Genomic DNA, 18,229 nt, shown 5'->3' with positions numbered 1-18,229 from the left:
GCACCTACGCTAGAGGGCACCGAGCAACCCAATCAGTTCGCCGATGTCCTGTCGGACAAGGCTCTGTAGCGGCGCCGCGACGGGTCGCTCTCCCTCGAGCTGAGCTTTCGAAGGCATGAAGACTCGGCAGAGTTCCTGACGCGGGGGGCTTTGAACGATGAGGGTGAGCGCACCGTCGACGCCCGGTGCCGCTTGGTGCACATCCGCGTACATCTGCGTGTAGCAGCTGCCTGCACGGTACGTGGTCGACGCGACGCTGCTTAGGGCTGACTGCCCCACCTTCACCATCGGGTAGTGGTCGCTGTCTGAGGCTGATCCATAGGAGTACTCGACATACGGCCCGTCGACATCGTCGTCCGCCCGGAAGGTCTGTGCCGTCAGTTCGCCTTGGAGAACCAAGGAAACGAAGTTCCACCGGTGGCTGTGAAGATCGGCTACGCCCGTTGCGGTAGGCGCGAGCCACCGGTGCAGCACTAGCTTGGTTCCGTTCTCGCTCTTTGCAAGAGTCGTCTTCCGGAAGCTGTTGGGGTGTGTTTGAGCCGACGAAGCGATCGCGGACAACGACATCTCATCATTGGCGATATTTGACGCGAAATCTACGAGCAGCGCTCTGGGCAGCAGCTCGTGGAATCTGCTAGGAGCTGTGTGCAGCACGTTGTCGTCGACGATGATCTCGCCGAGGGCGTTCAGCCTGCGGTGTATGTCTGCGGAGTTTCCCCTCACGCGTCTCCCCTTGTGCCGGGAGCGGCTCCAGCTACCCCTGCCGCCCGATCGTCCGTGCTGCTAGATCTTATGGCGTATCAGGGATTTGTAAATGGCAAGACGCTTGTTTCCGACCGCGGGGGGACTGCAGAGCCAATCAGGAGCCAGACCCGGTTCCGCCTCTTGGCGGGGATAGGGTCCACAACCGCGCCTTGAGGTGGGGGTCGCGGTAGTCCAATGCAGTCCACCCTGCACGGCGTAGCGCCGGCGCCGCGCGATGGAGGCGAGCCCCAACTGCTTGCGGCGTAGACGGCCACAAGCGCGCGGGAACATGAAGCGGGCGAACGACCTCGTCCGCGATCTGACTAGCGGTGGCACCAACGAACCCTCTGTGCGAGCTTGCCAGAGCGGCGATGAACGGGTCCGAGTCGAGGGAGTCATGGGCCGCGGCGTCGAGTGCACTCCTGTATCGCTCGAGCGAGGTCGTGCCGAGTTCGGCGTCAACAGCGGCGACGATCGTGGCGAAGTCGGCCAAGCGGGGAACGTCAATCACCGTCGGCGCGGTCTCGAGCCGGCACCGGATCCTCACAGCGAGGTCGAGCAGGTCGGCGAGCACGGATGCCTTGATGTCGGTGTCCCACATTCGCTTGAGCTGGACCTCGGTACGGCGTTCCGCCAGGGGCTCGATCTCGACGGCAAGGAGCCTATCCGCGAGGTCGCCTCGAATCGATCCGAGGTCGATTCCGTTGGCAATGATGCAACGTCGAAAGGAAAACACGGTTACGTCGGCATCGGTGTACTTAGTGCGGCGCACGTCACCTTCGCCAGTCACCGCACGGCATAGAGCGTCGCTAAACCACGTGGAGATCGCAGAGAGGTTATCAAGAGCCACGCACCACGAGGCGGAGGCAGCAGTTACCCAGTCGTCGGGATTGGGCGGGGGCTTGCGCAATGGCGCAGCCGAGGGGTCGATCAGGTCGATCAGCGTGGTCGTGGCCGTGGACTTGCCGGAACCTTGTTCAGCAACCAATGCGAGGATCGGGTGCGGAATGTCGGCGGCGATGAGAGCTGCGAGCAGCCACGCGAGCACAAGCGGTCGGTCGGCTGGGGAGACGGCGACGCGGCGCCACAGCGCGGCTATGCCCGGTCCATCGCGTCCAGGCAGGGGCAAAGGTCGCGTCAGATTGGTACGTCGGAACCGTATCGGCACGCCTTCCGTCACGACCGACCAGCTTCGCGAGTCGATCACAAGCACGTGGCAGGCCTCGTCTCCGAGGTCGACGTAGGTAACGCCGTCGTATTCGGCGACGCGCAGGTGAGTCTCGACTGCGGTGGCCCTTTGGGCTTGCCCTTCAAGCGCCCTGATTGCGTCTGTGACCCCTTGGGTAGTTGGCGGAGTCCCGTAGCGGTCGGCATAGGCGGCGGCGAGCGGCGCAGATAGGCCGTCACGCTGACCACGCAGAGTCTTGGCGATGTGCGAGCCCTTGGCCACCGCATAGGGCTCCTGGGAAGGGGTGCGTCCGAGGGTGTACTGCTCGAGCGCCAGATGTACCAGACGCGCCGAGACCGACATCCCGGAATGGCCGTCACCGTGGTGTTCTCTCACGCTGAGCCACCACCCTCAAGGCGCTCCCCAAACCGCCGTTCGACCTCCCACGGCTGCCACGGTGCTGGCACCGCGAAGCCATAGCCACACTGTGCCGCCACCCCCGGATCACCCGCATCGGCGAGCTGGCGCAGATACTGAACACGCGCATTTTCAGACATCCCACACGCCAACGGACGGCGATCACGCGGATACAGGTCGCGGATGAGTGCCGTGAGCTGCCGGGAGGATCGGCGCCGCGACGCGGCCTTGCGAGCACCAAGCGCGGCAGACATCCGTGCGCCGGAGGAATCTCCCGGCGTGTCGCACCTCGGCGTGTCGCCCGAGCGTAGGGTGATCCGCGAACCGTCCCTCAGCCGGTTCACCGAAGCCGCTCCGTCACCACCGGGGCGGCTTCCGTTCGTCGTCAAGCCGACCGACTCCCAGACTGCGCCGAACCGTAGCGCCGGACGCCACAGTCCGCGTCCGGTTCAAGGCTGCGGGCAGAGACGAGATCGACTCGCGTTACTGGTCTCAGAGCACGGTCAAGGTCACGGCGGCGAATGCGGATCAGCCGCTTGCCGACGCGGACAGCCTTGAGATCGCCGCGGGCGATCATCCTGCGCACGGTGTCAGTCGAGCAACCGAGCAACTCACCCGCCGTGGTCAGCGAGAACGTCTGATCAGGGTCGTATTCGGTCGGGAGCCCCATGGGCATACCTCCAGGCACTTTTTGAGTAGTGCCCAGTTCCGGCCGGGTTGCTATTCAAGGTATGTCATAGGACATGCAGTGGCAAGCGGGACAAATGCACATCGACGCAGGCGTCGAGCTGGGGCATCAGCGTGTCAAGTCTCCGCGTGGCCGAGAAGCCGCAGTCACCACAACTGAAGCTCACCCGGAACTGCGCAGGCGGCTGACGTCCGGATCTATTCATTGCCGTCGCCGCGCGCTCCAAGTCGAACTCGCCCGTCTCCGCCATCGCCCCGAGCAGACGGTCCTCGTAGGATGCAACCTCGGCAAGCCCCTCGAGCCCGGACGCCGAGTACCACCGCGGTAGACCGGCTCCGAGATCGGGAGTCCGGTACAGGACTCCGACTAGACGAGGTGACACCTCGTCGGCATCTCCTGCAGAGTGGTGCTCACACCAGACGTAGACCGTCGGAGCATCGGCAGGAATCTCACGCGCGGCATTCTGTGCAGTCATATGCCCAGTTTTGCCGCAAGTGTCCGATCTCGCGCAAGTGTGGCGTGCTGGTATCGGAGGGCGACCTCAACGCTCGAGTGACCGCCTCGGGCTTGGATCTCGGCGATGGTGGCACCGGCTTGGGCGAACGCGGTGAGGCCGGTGTGCCGTAGCGAGTGGAAGCGGAAGCCGGGGAGGATCTCGGCTCGCGCTGCGCGCCATGCGTTGTCGAGGGTGGTTTGGGAGATCGGGAGCTTGCTGCGCCCGCGGCGGGGCATGAGCGGGGCGTCATCGTCGGCGCCGGTGTACGTGTCGAGGTGGTCGAGGAGGAGCGGCACGAGTACCGGTGGAATGGCGATGATGCGGTCGGATCCGGCTTTGGGTGGGGTGTAGGTCGGCGGCGCTGCCTTCTGGTTCCACTGGCGGGAGACGTGGACGGTTGCCATCGAAGCTTCTTCGAGGTGGGCGAAGTCTCCGCGCTGAAGTCCGAGCACCTCCCCTTGGCGCAGCGCGCACCATGCGGCCAGCGGCACGGCGATGGCGAGGTGCTCGGGCATGGCCGTAGTGAGTTCGGCGACCTGTTCGGCGGTGGCGACCTCGGTGCGGGCGAGGGGCCGCTTGGCGCGCTTGCGGGTGGAGGCGATGGCGGTTCGCATCGGCGAGACAGCGAGGCCTCCGGCACCGGCTGCGACGGCGGCGAGGAACATCGAGCGGGTGACCCTCGCGGCGTTGGTCCAGGCGCCGGGCATCATCACGAGTTTGTCGAGCATCGCGTCGATGTCCGCTGGCGTGACGTCGATGAGGCGCTTGCTGCCGAGCGCGGGCAGGATGTGGGCCTTGAGGGTCGAGCGGTACGAGCCGAGAGTGGCCGGGGTGCGATCCATGCTCTCGAGGCGTGCGAGCCAGTCGTCGGACCATTGGGCGACGGTGGTCTCGGCGATGCGCTCGAGCATGTCTCTCTCGGCACGCTGCGCCCTGAGCTCGGTGGGCGGCACGTAGATCCCGCGGGCAATCTCGGACCGGGCGATGGACAGAGCGGCCTGGGCGTCGCCGATGGTGGCGAAGGAGCCGACCATGGAGGTCTTGCCTCGGACGGTGACTCGCGCGCGGTACCAGCCGTTCGGGAGCAGGTCGATGCCGCGTGGTAGTTTGCGCTTGCTGTCGTCACCCATGGTTCTCACCCTAGGGTCGATGACAGTGGCATGACAGTTTTTCTGCCAAGTTCTGCTGTCATGTGCGTTCTACTGCAATATCGGATCGAACCCAAAAGGGCTGGTAGACAGCAAAACCCCCTGGTAGCCGAGGCCACCAGGGGGTGCAAAGTGGAGATGGCGGGAATCGAACCCGCGTCCGCATGTCCAAACCCAGGTCTTCTCCGGGTGCAGCCTGAGAACTGTTTCTCGGCCCCTCACCCGCATCAGGCGAGCAAGTGAGATAGGCCCAGTCGTCTAGAAGTCCCCCACCCCCCGACGACGAGGAGGTGGAGCCAGTTCCCTAGATGACGCCAGGGTCCAGGTCGGGATCTAGCCTGGTCTGACGGACTTCGAGGCTCGCTTAGGCAGCGAGGGCGAAGTCGGTGCGCTTGGAATCGGCACCTATGGTTTGCAGAGGGCGTTAACGAGATAACTCTGCATTCTCGACCCGCTTCCCCTAGGAAGTAAACACACGTCGAAACCGATCATCCCCTGTGGAGTTGTGGCTCCATTGTACGGGGTCGCGCCGACACCTCGGTAGGGCCTTTCGCGCTGGGCAGACGGCGAGGGCCAGGGACGATGCGGACCGCCCCTGGTCCCCAGGGTCGCCTACAGCTCGAGAGCGACGGCCGTCTCGAGCGCTGCCTCGATCGAGGCCATCCACCCCTCCTTGAGCCGCGCGTTCTTGTCGCCGTAGACGCTGTCGCCGGTCACGAGGTTGGACGAGCAGGCGCAGATCATCCCCGCTCGCAGGCCGCGCAGCCGCGCGACCACGTACATTGCGGAGCTCTCCATCTCGACGTTGAGGATCCCCATGCGGCTCAGCTCGGCGATCCACTCGGGGCCCTCGGCGTAGAACGCGTCGTCGGTGGCGTTGATCCCCGAGAACACCGTGCGCGCGCTGCCCGCCATGACGGTGGCCGCGGTCTGCTTGAGCGACTGCGCGATCGCGAGGTCGGGGATCGCGGGGTAGCCGGGGTGCACGTAGGCGGCCGTCGTGCCGTCGTTGCGCAGCGAGCCTTCGGACACGAGCAGGTCGCCGGGCTCGATGCCCTCTTGCAGGGCCGCGGAGGAGCCGACGCGGATGAATGACGTGACGCCCACGCGCGCGAGCTCCTCGACCGCGATCGCGGTCGAGGGACAGCCCATGCCCGTGGAGGTCGCCGTGATCAGCCGACCCTTGTAGTAGCCGGTCATGGTGCGGTGCTCGCGCTTGTGCGCGACGTCCTTCACGTCGGTGAGGAACTCCGCGACGAAGGGAACGCGGAAGGGATCGCCCGGCAGCAGCGCGACCGTCCCCACCTCCCCCGGCGCGATGTCGATGTGGTACTGGCGGGCATCGAGTCCGACGGCGGACTTGTCGACGATGTCTGACATGGTCGGGGGACCTTCCGGCGCAGGACCCGAGAGGCGGGGCCCGCCTCTAGCGGAGGGCCTGCGTGGGCACGATGCTAGCCCTCGGGTGTTTCCGCGACGTGACGGGTCGCGAGCGCGCGGCCCGGGCTGAACAGCGCCGCCCACGCCCACGCGGCGGCGATGTCGGGGTCGGCGAGCGGCTCGCGCTCGAGCCATGCGGTGATGACGCCGAGGATCGTGCCCGCGAAGCCCGCGGACAGCACCTCGACCGGCACGCCCTCGACCGAGTCCTCGCCGGCCGCCGCGCTCTCACGCACCATCTCCGTCACCCACGACCGCAGCCGGACGATGACCGCTCCGCTCGGGCTGCCTGCGAGCGCCTGGCGATAGATGTCGGCGTTCTCGGCGATGTGCGCGAGGAAGTCGACGAGCAGCGCCGGAGGGACGTCCGGGTCGAGATCGACGTGCACGAGCTGCGCACCCGCCTTCGCCGCCGCCGCGTCGAGGGCGTCGGCGAGCAGCGTGTCCTTGTCCGCGTAATGCTGGTAGAAGGTGCTGCGGTTGATCCCCGCGCGCTCAGCGATGTCGCTGACGCTCACCTCGGACGCGGGCCGCTCGCGCGCGAGCTCGAGCAGCGCCGCCTGCAGGCGGGCTCGAGTGCGTTCGACGCGGGCATCCATACGTGCATGGTGCCAGTTCTCTTCGCGAAGCGCGAGAGATATCCAACATTTGTTGGGAAACATTGCGATCGGCGTTAAAGTGAGCGTAGGCATCGTCGCCGTCCCCCCCACCCCCGAACCCTGGAAAGGCTCTGACGTGGCCAATCTGCTCTACCGCCTCGGACATTCGTCCTCGAGGCACCCATTCGTGGTGATCACCGCATGGATCGTCACGCTGCTCGTCGCGGGCGGGGCCTTCCTCGCCTTCGCCGGCACCCTCACCGACTCGTTCACGATCCCGGGCACGGAGACCGAGAAGGTCACCGACCAACTCTCCGAGGAGATCGACGGGCTCGACGGCCTCAGCGCGCGCGTCGTCTTCCAGACGGCCGACGACAGCGAGTTCACCGACGCGCAGAAGACCGAGATCGCCGACGCGCTGAGCGCCGCGCTCGACACGGACTCCGTCCGTGCGGTCGTGGATCCGTTCGCGACGCAGGCGGACCTCGAGGACCAGCTCCAGCAGCTCGACGACGGCACGTCCCAGATCGCAGACGCCCAGGCGCAGATCGACGACGGCCAGGCCCAGATCGACGACGCCCGAGCTCAGCTCGAGGACAGCCAGTCGCAGCTCGACGAGGGCCAGGCGCAGCTCGATGCGGGCCAGGACCAGCTCGACGCGGCGATCGAGGCGTCGAAGGCCGACGGCACCTACGCCTACGCGGAGGCGCAGTTCGCCGAGCAGCAGGCGCAGATCGACGCCCAGCAGGCGCAGATCGACGACAGCCAGGCCCAGATCGACGCGGGCCTCGAGGAGCTCGAGTCGCAGCAGGCGCAGCTCTACGCGAGCCAGGAGCAGCTCGACGAGCAGTCCGAGCAGCTCGACCTCGGCCAGCGCCTCGCGGCCGCCGCCTCCGAGATCCGCACCGTCTCCGAGGACAACACGACCGCTCTCGGCATCGTCCAGTTCAGCGAGACGGCGTTCACCCTCCAGCAGGAGGACAAGGACTCGGTCATCGACTCCATCACCGCGGCGACGCCCGACGGCGTCAACGTCTACTTCTCGGCCGACATCGCCACGAGCATCGAAGGCATCATCGGCTTCGGCGAGATCGCCGGTGTCCTGCTCGCCCTCGTCGTGCTCATCGTCATGATGCGCGCGCTGCTGCCCGCGCTCATGCCCATCATCACCTCGGTGGTCGGCGTCGGCGTCGGCGTGGCAACCGCTCTCGCCTTCTCCGACGTGGTCGACATGTCCTCGGTCACGCCGATCCTCGGCGTGATGCTCGGCCTCGCGGTCGGCATCGACTACTCGCTCTTCATCGTCAACAGGCATCGCATCCAGCTGAAGCGCGGGATGGAGGTCCACGAGTCGGTGGGCCTCGCGAACGGCACCTCCGGCAACGCCGTCGTCTTCGCCGGCACGACCGTGCTCATCGCGCTGCTCGCCCTCAACGTCACGGGCATCCCGTTCCTGGGCGTCATGGGCTCGGTCGGCGCGTTCTCCGTGCTGATCGCCGTCGCGGTCGCGATCACCCTCACCCCCGCGCTGCTCGGCCTCATCGGCATGCGCGCGCTCGGCAAGAAGGCGCGCGCGACCATCGGCGCCGAGGAGCACCACGAGAAGCCCGTCGAGCCGATGAAGACCTGGAAGGCCGTGCTCAGCGCGGTCGCGGCATCCGTGCTGCTGCTCCTCGTCGCGATCCCGGCGCTGTCGATGCGGCTGGGCCTTCCCGACGGCACCCAGGAGCCCGTCACCTCGACGCAGTACCAGGCGTACACGATCACCGACGCCAAGTTCGGCGAGGGCCTCAACGGCACCCTGCTCGTCACCGCGCAGCTGCCCGAGGCGGTCTCCGACGACGACGTGCTCGCGACCGAGGTCGCGATCGCCGAGACCCTCATGGAGAACGAGGACGTCACGGCGGTCGCGCCCGCCGGGGTCTCCGACGACAACTCGTTCATCGCCTTCCAGGTGATCCCGTCCGAGGGCCCGTCGAGCCAGTCCACCGAGGACCTGGTCCACGAGCTTCGCGACCTGTCCCCGCTCGAGGACGGCACCGTGCTCGGTGTCGCGGGCGAGGCGAGCGGCAACATCGACATCTCGGAGCTGCTCTCCGACGCGCTGCCGATCTACCTCGTGGTGGTCGTGGGCCTGTCGCTGATCATCCTCATCGTGGTGTTCCGCTCGATCCTGGTCCCGCTCATGGCGACGCTCGGCTTCGTGCTGTCGCTGTTCGCGTCCTTCGGCGCGGTCACCGCGGTCTACCAGTGGGGCTGGCTGTCCAGCATCTTCGGCGTCCACGACCCGGGCCCCGTGCTGAACTTCCTGCCGATCATCCTCACCGGCATCCTGTTCGGCCTCGCGATGGACTACCAGCTGTTCCTCGCCTCGGGCATGCGCGAGTCGTACGTGCACGGCCTGGACGCGCGCCGCGCGGTCGTGGCGGGCCGCCGCCATGGACGTGCCGTCGTGACCGCGGCCGCGATCATCATGATGTCCGTCTTCGGCGGCTTCATCTTCAGCCACATCAGCATGATCCGCCCGATGGGCTTCGGCCTCGCGGTCGGCGTGCTCGCCGACGCATTCGTCGTCCGCATGCTCATCGTCCCGGCGCTCATGCACCTGGCCGGCGAGAAGGCCTGGTGGATGCCGAAGTGGCTCGACAAGATCCTGCCGAATGTCGACGTGGAGGGCGCTGCGCTCGAGCGCAGCCACCCTGTGCCCCACGCGCACGACGAGGAGGCCACGCCGGTCGCCGAGGCGGAGTCCTCGGACGATGCCGCGGTCGCCGAATCGGCAGACGATGCCGCGGGCGCCGAGGGCGAGGCGGACGCCAAGTCCTGATCCGATTCACCTAACGCGAAGGCCGCGGCCCCTGGGGGTCGCGGCCTTCGTCGTCTCCGGGTCCAGCGAGCACCGCACCATCCCGCCCCCGTCGGCACCCGCATCGTCCCCATGCCCCATCGGCACGCGCATCGTCCGGCCCGCGCACCACCCAGCACCACGCACGGATCCCTCCGCGACACTCCGGCGACCCGCCGACCTCGACCCGCGACACGCAGGCGTGTCGACTCAGAATCCGTGCGCAGCGCAGGGGGTGAGATGCAGCAACGGCCTGTGGCCCTCCCCTCCCGGGAAGGCCCACAGGCCGGATGCTGGAGCGATCAGCCGCTACTCGACGGCGCCGGTGAGCGTCACCGTGTAGAGCAGCTGGTGGACGCGGTCGCGCAGCCCGTTGCCGATTCCGACAGGGTCGGCCTCGACGGCCTTCTCCGTGGCCGACACGGTGCTGGGTGCGAGCACCGCGAGCATCACGTCGTTGCCGTTCAGCGCCGCCTGGGCGGGGTCCATCCAGGAGCCGAGCACCGCGTCGGTCGAGACGAAGCCGTCGAAGCCCCACTCGCCGCGCAGCACGTCCTGCAGCAGCTCAGAGGAGCCGCCGGCCCACTTGCCGCCGATGTTGATGAAGGAGCTCATCGCGCCGGTCGGCGCCGACTCCTTCACCGCGATCTCGAACGGCGCGAGGTAGAGCTCGCGCAGCGCCTGCTCGGAGGCGAACACGTTGATGCCGGAGCGCGCGTTGACCTCCTGGTCGTTCAGCACGAAGTGCTTGATGGTGGTCAGCACGCCCTGGTCCTGAGCGCCGTTCACCATGCCGGCGGCCATCTTGCCCGAGATCAGCGGGTCCTCCGAGAAGTACTCGAAGTCACGCCCGCCCATCGCCGTGCGGTGGAGGTTCATGCCGGGCGCGTACCAGACCTCGACGCCGTAGAGGTTGGCCTCGGTGCCGACCGACTCGCCGACCTTGTAGGCCAGCTCGTCATTCCAGGTGGACGCGATGACGATCTCGGACGGGTAGGCCGCTGCGGCCAGGTCCGCGAACAGCGAGTTCAGGCCCGCGGGGCTGTCGAGCATCGTGATCGACGGGATGCCGAGGCGGTCGACCTCGGCCGTCTTGTAGGCACCGTAGGAGAACAGCTCGATCGTCTCGTCGAGCGTGAGCTGGTCGAGGAACGCGTCCCACTGCGGGTCGTCCATGGCGAGACCGACCAGGTCAGACAGCGCCAGACCGTTGTCGGCGCCGTAGGTCGGCGTCTCGCCCTCGGCGGGCACGATCTCCGGGTCCATCAGCGCGAGGACCTCGTCGGAGGCGGTCTCGGTGCCGTCGGGGGCGGTCGGGTAGGTGCCCTCCCAGTCGTCGCGCGACAGGTAGGTGACGTCGCCCTCGGCGAAGTCGAACCGGCTCGCGTACTCGTAGCCGGTGTCGGCGTCAGCGGTGTAGACCACGGCCTCGTCGACGGTGTGACCGAACGTCGCGACCGGGGTGTGGACGTCGGTGCCGACCGAGATCTCGTAGTCTCCCGCGTCGAGCACGTAGCTGCCCGCCTCGGAGTCCCAGGACGCCATGTCGCGGATGTCCCACGAGATGGTGACGGTCTCGGACGCGCCCGGCTCGAGCATGCCGGTCTTGGCGTAGCCCGCGAGCTCGATCGCGGACTTCTCGATGCCGCCCGGCGTGTAGGGGGCGGAGAAGTAGGCCTGGACCACGTCCTTGCCCGCGACGTCGCCGGTGTTGGTCACCTCGACGTCGACGGAGACCGTGTCGTCGGTGAGGACGAGCTCGGAGGCGTCCCACGCGAAGTCGGTGTACGACAGGCCGTACCCGAAGGGGAACTGCACGGCGGCGTCGTAGCCGGCCTCGTCGTCCAGGTACCTGGTCTCGTAGTAGCGGTAGCCGACGTAGATGCCCTCCTCGTACTCGAGGAACGCACGGTCGACGTTCGTGTACGTGTGGCTGCCGAGGTTCTCGGCGCCCGGCGCCGAGGCGACGTCGTACGCGTACGTGTCCGTGAGGCGGCCCGACGGGTTGACCTCACCGGACATGATCTTGGCGAGCGAGACGGCGCCCTGCGGTCCGGGGATGCCCATCCACACGACGGACTTGATCTGCGGGTAGTCCTCGACGAAGCCGAGCTCCATCTGGTTGCCCGCGTTGACCACGAGGATGACGTCGTCCTGGCTCGCGGTCACGGTGTCGAGCAGCGCGACCTGGTCGTCGCTCAGCTGCAGGTCGTCCTGGGACAGGTCGGAGCCCTCGCCTCCCGCGGCGCCGATCACGACGATGGCGGTGTCCGAGTAGTCGGCGGCCTGGGCCATGACCTCATCGGTCAGGTAGTCGGGGGCGGGCTCGGTGTTGCCGGCCTTGCCTGTCGCCATCTCGGCGATCTGCACGAGGAAGTTGCTCGAGCCCTCGGTGTGCTCGGCGCCTGCGTCCTCCATCGTGGCGTAGAGGTCCTCGTTGTAGGAGATGCCCTGGCCCTCGAGCGCCTCGTACAGCGTCGGGGCCCCAGCGACCGCGGTGCCGCCCGAGCCTCCGCCGCCGAGCAGCAGGTTGAAGGACGCGAAGGAGAAGACGTTCACCTTGGCGTCGTCGGCGAGCGGGAGCACGTCATCGTCGTTCTGCATGAGGACCATGCCCTCGTCGGCGATGTCCTCCGTGAGCGCGAGCGCGTCCTCGCGGGCCGCGACGGCCTCGGGGGTGTCGTCCGCGAACTCGAGCCCGGCGATGCGCCCGAACGCGCCGGCGTACGGCGCGGCGAGCACGACGATGCCGACGCCCGCGACGGCGCCGACGCCCCAGCCGGCGAGGCGGCGGGGACGGTGCGAGACCTTGCGGTGGACCTTCGCGCGGCGCTTGTCCTCGCGACGCTCGGCCCTGGTCATGGCATCGCGGGCGGCCTTGCGCTCGGCCTTCGCGGTCGCGGCGGCCTGCTTGTCGGCGGCCTTGGCGGCCTTGCGGTCCTCGGGGGTCATCGCCTTCAGCTCGGCGGTGCGCTCGCGCTTCGCTGCGCGGTCCGCCTGGACGCGCGCGACCGCGTCCTTCTTGATCTCTCTACGGGTAGCCATGTTCCTCTCGGCTTTCTCGGGTGGTGTCGGGCGCGACTGCATCGGCGCAGCGCGCGGGTGAAGGTGGTGGGGTCTCAGGCGCGCCGGCTCCGGCGCAGGGCACGCCAGGCCCTGCCGGTCTGGAGGAAGCCCCGCCAGAACCGTCCGTTGACCATGAGCAGGAGGCCGTCGACCATGTCGTCGTCGGCGGCGCCTCCGCTGAGTCGCGACACGGACCTGAACGGCAGGTCGAGCGCGAAGCGGGTGTTGTTCGCGGCGAGCGGCCTACGCAGCGCCATGAGCGCGTCGCCCGCGGTGACGATGAGCCAGTGCAGGAAGCCCGCGAACCCACCGCGACCCTGGCACTGGGCGATGATGTCGTCCCTGGTGAGCTCCTTGGACGGGTCCCAGGCGCTCAGCGGGAGCGTGCGGCCCAGCAGGGCCACGTACTCGTCGTCGGGGACGTCGTGGACGGCGCCGCTCGCGTAGTGAGGCAGGGACGATGCGTCGGGCATCGGGGCGCCTTCCACGGTGAGCGCCGCTTCGGCCCGGAGGTCGCGGGACGATGCGCCGGCGAGCACGCGGTAGTCGCCGCCGACCGTGACCCAGTCCCCCGCCTCGGCGTCGAACACGTCGAAGGCGTGCTCGCGGTAGGCGATCTCGACAGTCGTGGACTCGCCGGGCTCGAGGGCCGCCTTGGCGAAGCCCGCGAGCTCGCGCGGGGCGCGGAACTGGCCGACGGCGGCGTCGGGCGCCTCGGTGTAGATCTGCACGGTCTCGATGCCGGCTCGCTCGCCGGTATTGGTCACGGTGACGCGGGCCGACGAACGCCCCGCCTCGAGGTCCGCGTACGCGAAGGTCGTGTACGACAGCCCATGACCGAAGGCGTAGCGGACCTCCGCGCCGACCTTGTCGGCGTGGCGGTAGCCGAGGTAGATGCTCTCGCGGTGCTCGGAGGTCGCCTGGGTGCGACCGAAGGTTCCGGACGATGCGACGTCGGCGTAGGTCAGCGGGTACGTCTCGGCGAGGCGACCCGACGGGTTGACGACGCCGGTGAGCACCTCGGCGATCGCCCGACCGCCCCCCTGGCCACCCAGGTAGCCGTGCACGATCGCGTCGACGGAGGAGGCGAAGGGCAGCTCGACGGGGGCGCCGCCCGCGAGCACGACGACGATGCGGGCGCCCGACCGGGTGAGCTCGCGCACGAGCGCGATCTGGTTCTCCGCGAGGCGCATGTGACCCCGGTCGACGGCCTCGGCCTCGGCCGACTCGTCGAGCCCCAGGAACAGCAACGTGATGTCCGCCTGTCGCGCGAGGGCGACCGCGCGGCGGCGGCGACGCTTCGACGGGCCGTCCATGCGGCTGAAGCCCGGCTCGTAGCCGATGACGTCGAGGTCGGTGGCGCGCAGCGCGTCGAGCGCGCTGTCGATCCGCGTGGGGTTGACGAGCGAGCTGCCCGCGCCCTGGTAGCGAGGGTTCGCGGCGAAGTCGCCGATGACGGCGACCTTGCCGGCCACGGCCGCATCGAGGGGAAGCGCAGGGGCTCCGGCGGCTCCAGCCTCGTTGCGCAGCAGGACGATCGAACGGCGCGCGGCCTCGACCGCGAGAGCGTGGTGCGCCTCGAGGTCGGCCGGGCCGGACTCCTCTCGGGCGGACGCGGTGCGTCCGATCAGGGTGAGGACCTCGTCGACGCGCGAGTCCAGGACGGACTCGTCGAGCTCGCCCGACTCGACCGCCGCGACGATCTCCGCGTCGGTCACGCCATCGGTCGACGGCATCTCGAGCGCGTTGCCGGCGACCAGGCCCGCGACGCGGTCGTTGCTGCCGCCCCAGTCGGTGACGAGCAGGCCGTCGAAGCCGAACCGTCCGCGCAGGACCTCGTCGAGAAGTCCCGCGTGCTCGTTCGCGTAGATGCCGTTGACCTTGTTGTACGAGCTCATGACCGCCCACGCACCGCTCTGGTCGAGCGCGATGCGGAAGCCCTCGAGGTACAGCTCGTGGAGCGCGCGGTCGTCGACGATCTCGTCGATGCTCATGCGGTGGGTCTCCTGGCTGTTGACCGCGAAGTGCTTGAGGCACGCGCTGACCCCACGCGACTGGATGCCGCGCGCGAGCGCGCCTGCGAGGGTCCCCGACAGCAGCGGGTCCTCGGAGAAGTACTCGAAGCTGCGGCCGCCGAGCGGGTTGCGCTTGATGTTGAGGCCGGGTCCGAGCAGGACGCTCACGCCCTCGGCCGCAGACTCGGCTCCGAGCGCGTCGCCCACGCGCTCGAGGAGCTCGATGTCCCAGGTGTTGGCGAGCGTGGCCGCCGGGGGGAAGCACGTGGCGGGAATGCTCGCGTTGAGGCCGAGGTGGTCGGCGGCGCCCCCCTGCTTGCGGAGGCCGTGAGGACCGTCGGTGAGCATGACGCCCGGGACCCCGAGGCGCTCGACGGGCTTCGTGTTCCAGAAGTTGGCGCCCGACATGAGGGAGGCCTTCTCCGCGAGGGTGAGCTCGGCGCGCACGGAAGAGCGCTGGTCGACGTTGTCCATGTTGAGAATAATACAGCAACTTCCACCATGCGGTGGACATTCGTCGCGATCGCGCGCGGCGCCCCGGCTACCGCAGCGTCGGTCCGACGATCTCGGCCATGCGGCGGATGGTCGGCTCGGCGTGGGAGAACGCACGGTAGTAGCCCGCACAGAGGTGATTGAGCCCTGCCTCGCCGTCCGCGGTGTGGTCGAAGCGGTCCTTGGGACACCCGCCATGGCACGCCCACCGCACCGGACACTCGACACACTGCGTCGGAAGGCTCGTGCGCTTCGCCGCGCCGAACTGCTGCTGCTCGGGCGAGCGCAGCATCGTCTGAATCGACTTCTGCGCCACATTCCCCAGCAGATAGCCCGGCTCCACGTAGTGGTCGCACGAGTACACGTCCCCCGTGTGCTCCACCGCGAGCGCCGCCCCGCACTCGGGAGCGTGGACGCACATCGAGTACTGCCCCAGCGCATTGCCCAGCATGACGTCGAAGTGCTGGACGAAGACGCTGCCCACATCGTGGGCCGCCCACTCGTCGAAGACGCTCACCAGGAACTCGCCCCAGGCCGCGGGGTCGACGCTGCGGCTCGTCACCGCGTCGCCCTGCTGGCGATACAGGATCCTGGTGCCGCTGCCGTCCTTCCACCCCTGCTCCGCGATCGGCAGCTGCTCGCGCGTGACGCGCTCGACGATCGGGATGAACTGCATGTGGCGCGCGCCGAGCTCGTCGCGGAAGTACCGGTAGACCTCGAGCCCGTGATCCTGGTTGGCGGCGTGCACCGTGCACAGGATGTTGAAGTCCACGCCGTGACGCTGCAGCACCGAGAGGCCTCGCATCACCTGCGCATGCGTCGCGCGCCCGGCCTTGTTGACGCGATACGTGTCGTGCAGATGCGCGGGCCCGTCGACGCTCAGCCCGATCAAGAAGCCGTGCTCCGCAAGGAACTCGCCCCACGCATCGTCCAGAAGCGTGCCGTTGGTCTGAAGCGTGTGCCGCACCGACTGCCGGGGACGACGCAACTGCTCCGCGAGCTCGACCGCACGCCGGAAGAACGGCAGCCCACGCATCGTCGGCTCCCCTCCCTGCCACGCGATCTCCACCTCGCCGTCAGGCTGCGAGCGCAGCAGATTCGACAGATACGCCTCGAGCCCAGACTCGGACATGCGCTGACCGTCGGAGTCGTACAGCAACTCCTTGGACAGGAAGAAGCAGTAGGTGCAGTCGAGGTTGCATGCCGCGCCGGTGGGCTTGGCGAGCACAGTGAAGGGAAGATTGCGCCGACCGCCGGGGCCAGCCGGGTCGAGCCCCGGCACCGCGACAACAGCGGGCCGTGACGCGGGATCGACAGATGCGGAAGTCATTCTCATATTTTAGATCGTTTGCGCCGAACTGCACTGGGACAGTCGCCCCATTCGCGAGGCGACCTCCCCAGTGCAAGTCGGATCAGTGCGCGTCCGCTCAGTTCCAGCCGCGCAGATTCTCGTCCATCTCGGCGTTGCGGCGCTCCATCTCCGCGGCGAGCTCCTCGGCCTTCTCGGGGTACTTCGCGAGCACGTCGTAGGACTCGCTCGGGTCCGCCTCAAGGTCGAAGAGCCACGGCCCCTTCTGCGAGGGGGCCGCGAACGGCAGGCCACTGATCGCATAGAGGTACGGCTGCTTCGTGTAGTACTTGAAGCGGCCATCGCTCACCGCGAGGAGCTTCTTGTCGGCGTAGTAGTAGTAATACTCGCCGACCTGGTCAGCCTCTCCCGCGAGCAGCGGCGCCATGCTCGTGCCGTCGATCACGCGGTCCGTCGGCTCCTCGATCCCGGTCCAGTCGAGCAGCGTCGGGAACAGGTCGGTGCCCATGACCATCGTGTCGTCGGTGCGCCCGCCCTCGAGACCCGCGGGCCAGTGGACGAGGAACGGCACGAGCTGCCCGCCCTCGCTCACCGAGCCCTTGCGGCCGCGGTGGTCGCCGGGGTCGCCCTGATACCAGGGGCCGTTGTCGCTCGTGACGATGATGATGGTGTCGTCGAGCTGATCGGTCGCCTCGAGCTCGTCGACGATGCGCCCGATGCCGTCGTCGAGGGTCTCGACCACGTCGCCGTACAGGCCCGCGTCGGAACGGCCGAGGTTCTCCTCCGCTGTGAACAGCGGCTCATGTGGGAAGTTGTGAGCGAAGTACAGGAAGAACGGGTCGTCGGACTCAGCCGACGAGTCGATGAAGTCGACCGCGGTGGCCGTGTACAGCGCGTCGAGCTCGGTCTGGTCGACGGACTCCAGCAGGAGCTCGTCGTCCTCGAAGATCTGGAACGGCTCCATGTCGTTCGAGTACAGCGACCCGAGGAAGTGGTCGAAGCCGAAGTCGGTGGGCTGCGAGTCCTCGGTGTCACCGAGGTGCCACTTGCCGATCATCTGGGTGTCGTAGCCCGAGGCCTGGAGCACGTCGGCGATCGTGATCTCCGCCTGCGTCAGCGGGAAGTTGCCCATGACCTTGTCGATCATTCCCATGGGGCTGTCGCTCACCTGAAGGATGCTCGGGACTCCGGCACGGGGAGCAAGGCGACCCGTGAGCATCGCGGCCCTTGACGGCGTGCACACCGACGAGGGCGAGTGGTAGTTCGTCATCACGACGCCGTCCTCGGCCAGCCTGTCGAGATTCGGCGTCTCGATAGGGGTGTCGCCCATGAAGCCGAGGTCCCCGTAGCCCATGTCGTCGTAGTAGACGATCATCACATTGGGAGATCCATCGGTGGCGGTTCCCGCGAGAGAGTCGAGGTAGTCAGCCTTCGACGCCTCGTGCTCAGGAGAGTTGTCCTGCCGGTTCGTGAGGGCCTCATAGAGGACGTAGCCCAGGCCCGAGAGCGCGGCGACGCCGGGGATCGCCATGACCAGGCCGGTGCCCTTGAGGATGCGCCTGCCGCGGCCGCCCTTGCGCGTGCGCTTGGGCTCGACTGCGGCGTGCTCGACGTGCGCCTGCTCGTGGGCCGGCGCGGCGGGCTCGGTTGACTCGGTCGACTGCGGGGTGGAGTCCTGCGGACCCTCCGGGGGGAGTGATGATGACAACGTTGTCCTCCTTAGCTCACTGCCTCGCGACGATGTTCGCCACGTCTGCTACTGGCAATGTCGATAATGATATCGTAATCTCAACCAACTGGTG

General features: G+C 68.0%; 11 protein-coding genes and 1 other RNA gene. 1 reads left to right on the top strand and 11 read right to left on the bottom strand.

All coding sequences use genetic code 11. The features are described 5' to 3' along the window. Nucleotides 1-9: 9 nt before the first annotated feature. From AOP78_RS10530 to AOP78_RS10495, 7 genes are all read right to left on the bottom strand, one after another. A complete protein-coding gene (locus AOP78_RS10530) occupies nucleotides 10-723 on the bottom strand; it encodes a hypothetical protein (RefSeq protein WP_062204140.1) in 714 nt (237 codons plus the stop codon). Nucleotides 724-859: 136 nt separating this feature from the next. Continuing rightward, nucleotides 860-2,308 (bottom strand): AICE element replication initiation protein, encoded by a 1,449-nt coding sequence (locus tag AOP78_RS10525; RefSeq protein WP_152659509.1) that lies wholly within the window; start codon nucleotides 2,306-2,308, stop codon nucleotides 860-862. 406 nt (nucleotides 2,309-2,714) lie between these two features. Then, complete coding sequence (locus AOP78_RS10520) at nucleotides 2,715-2,999, bottom strand: excisionase family DNA-binding protein (protein WP_083980070.1); 285 nt, start codon at nucleotides 2,997-2,999, stop codon at nucleotides 2,715-2,717. 489 nt (nucleotides 3,000-3,488) lie between these two features. After that, entirely contained in the window at nucleotides 3,489-4,547 is a 1,059-nt protein-coding gene (locus AOP78_RS10510; RefSeq protein WP_160297623.1) for a tyrosine-type recombinase/integrase, read from the bottom strand. Nucleotides 4,548-4,791: 244 nt separating this feature from the next. Further along, nucleotides 4,792-5,157, bottom strand: a transfer-messenger RNA (tmRNA) gene (ssrA, locus tag AOP78_RS10505). Between the two features lie 116 nt (nucleotides 5,158-5,273). After that, complete coding sequence (locus tag AOP78_RS10500; RefSeq protein WP_062204128.1) at nucleotides 5,274-6,041, bottom strand: nucleoside phosphorylase; 768 nt, start codon at nucleotides 6,039-6,041, stop codon at nucleotides 5,274-5,276. A 74-nt stretch (nucleotides 6,042-6,115) separates the two neighbouring features. Then, entirely contained in the window at nucleotides 6,116-6,700 is a 585-nt protein-coding gene (locus AOP78_RS10495; RefSeq protein ID WP_062204125.1) for a TetR/AcrR family transcriptional regulator, read from the bottom strand. A gap of 187 nt (nucleotides 6,701-6,887) precedes the next feature. On the opposite strand from AOP78_RS10495, the gene AOP78_RS10490 reads away from it, so the two are divergent. Further along, nucleotides 6,888-9,527 (top strand): MMPL family transporter, encoded by a 2,640-nt coding sequence (locus tag AOP78_RS10490; protein ID WP_236685367.1) that lies wholly within the window; start codon nucleotides 6,888-6,890, stop codon nucleotides 9,525-9,527. A gap of 327 nt (nucleotides 9,528-9,854) precedes the next feature. Here the strand turns inward: AOP78_RS10490 and AOP78_RS10485 are convergent, their stop codons facing one another. From AOP78_RS10485 to AOP78_RS10470, 4 genes are all read right to left on the bottom strand, one after another. Then, nucleotides 9,855-12,590 (bottom strand): beta-glucosidase, encoded by a 2,736-nt coding sequence (locus AOP78_RS10485; protein WP_062204123.1) that lies wholly within the window; start codon nucleotides 12,588-12,590, stop codon nucleotides 9,855-9,857. Between the two features lie 74 nt (nucleotides 12,591-12,664). After that, the gene (locus tag AOP78_RS10480; protein WP_083980032.1) at nucleotides 12,665-15,100 is read right to left on the bottom strand and encodes a beta-glucosidase; all 2,436 of its coding nucleotides are present in this window, start codon (nucleotides 15,098-15,100) and stop codon (nucleotides 12,665-12,667) included. A gap of 67 nt (nucleotides 15,101-15,167) precedes the next feature. Then, complete coding sequence (locus tag AOP78_RS10475) at nucleotides 15,168-16,448, bottom strand: anaerobic sulfatase maturase (protein ID WP_083980031.1); 1,281 nt, start codon at nucleotides 16,446-16,448, stop codon at nucleotides 15,168-15,170. A gap of 97 nt (nucleotides 16,449-16,545) precedes the next feature. Continuing rightward, a complete protein-coding gene (locus AOP78_RS10470) occupies nucleotides 16,546-18,135 on the bottom strand; it encodes a sulfatase family protein (protein ID WP_062204120.1) in 1,590 nt (529 codons plus the stop codon). Nucleotides 18,136-18,229: the final 94 nt, after the last annotated feature.

Source organism: Demequina salsinemoris, assembly GCF_000974805.1.
In the GTDB taxonomy this organism is placed as follows: Bacteria; Actinomycetota; Actinomycetes; order Actinomycetales; family Demequinaceae; genus Demequina; species Demequina salsinemoris.
This window is presented reverse-complemented; position numbering and strand designations above follow the sequence as displayed.

What these genes read in the sequence shown, in the direction of transcription:
- AOP78_RS10520 (WP_083980070.1), bottom strand. Translation starts at nt 2,999, where the DNA reads ATGGGGCTCCCGACCGAATACGACCCTGATCAGACGTTCTCGCTGACC.
- AOP78_RS10480 (WP_083980032.1), bottom strand. Translation starts at nt 15,100, where the DNA reads ATGGACAACGTCGACCAGCGCTCTTCCGTGCGCGCCGAGCTCACCCTC.
- AOP78_RS10495 (WP_062204125.1), bottom strand. Translation starts at nt 6,700, where the DNA reads ATGGATGCCCGCGTCGAACGCACTCGAGCCCGCCTGCAGGCGGCGCTG.
- AOP78_RS10485 (WP_062204123.1), bottom strand. Translation starts at nt 12,590, where the DNA reads ATGGCTACCCGTAGAGAGATCAAGAAGGACGCGGTCGCGCGCGTCCAG.
- AOP78_RS10510 (WP_160297623.1), bottom strand. Translation starts at nt 4,547, where the DNA reads ATGGTCGGCTCCTTCGCCACCATCGGCGACGCCCAGGCCGCTCTGTCC.
- AOP78_RS10475 (WP_083980031.1), bottom strand. Translation starts at nt 16,448, where the DNA reads ATGACTTCCGCATCTGTCGATCCCGCGTCACGGCCCGCTGTTGTCGCG.
- AOP78_RS10500 (WP_062204128.1), bottom strand. Translation starts at nt 6,041, where the DNA reads ATGTCAGACATCGTCGACAAGTCCGCCGTCGGACTCGATGCCCGCCAG.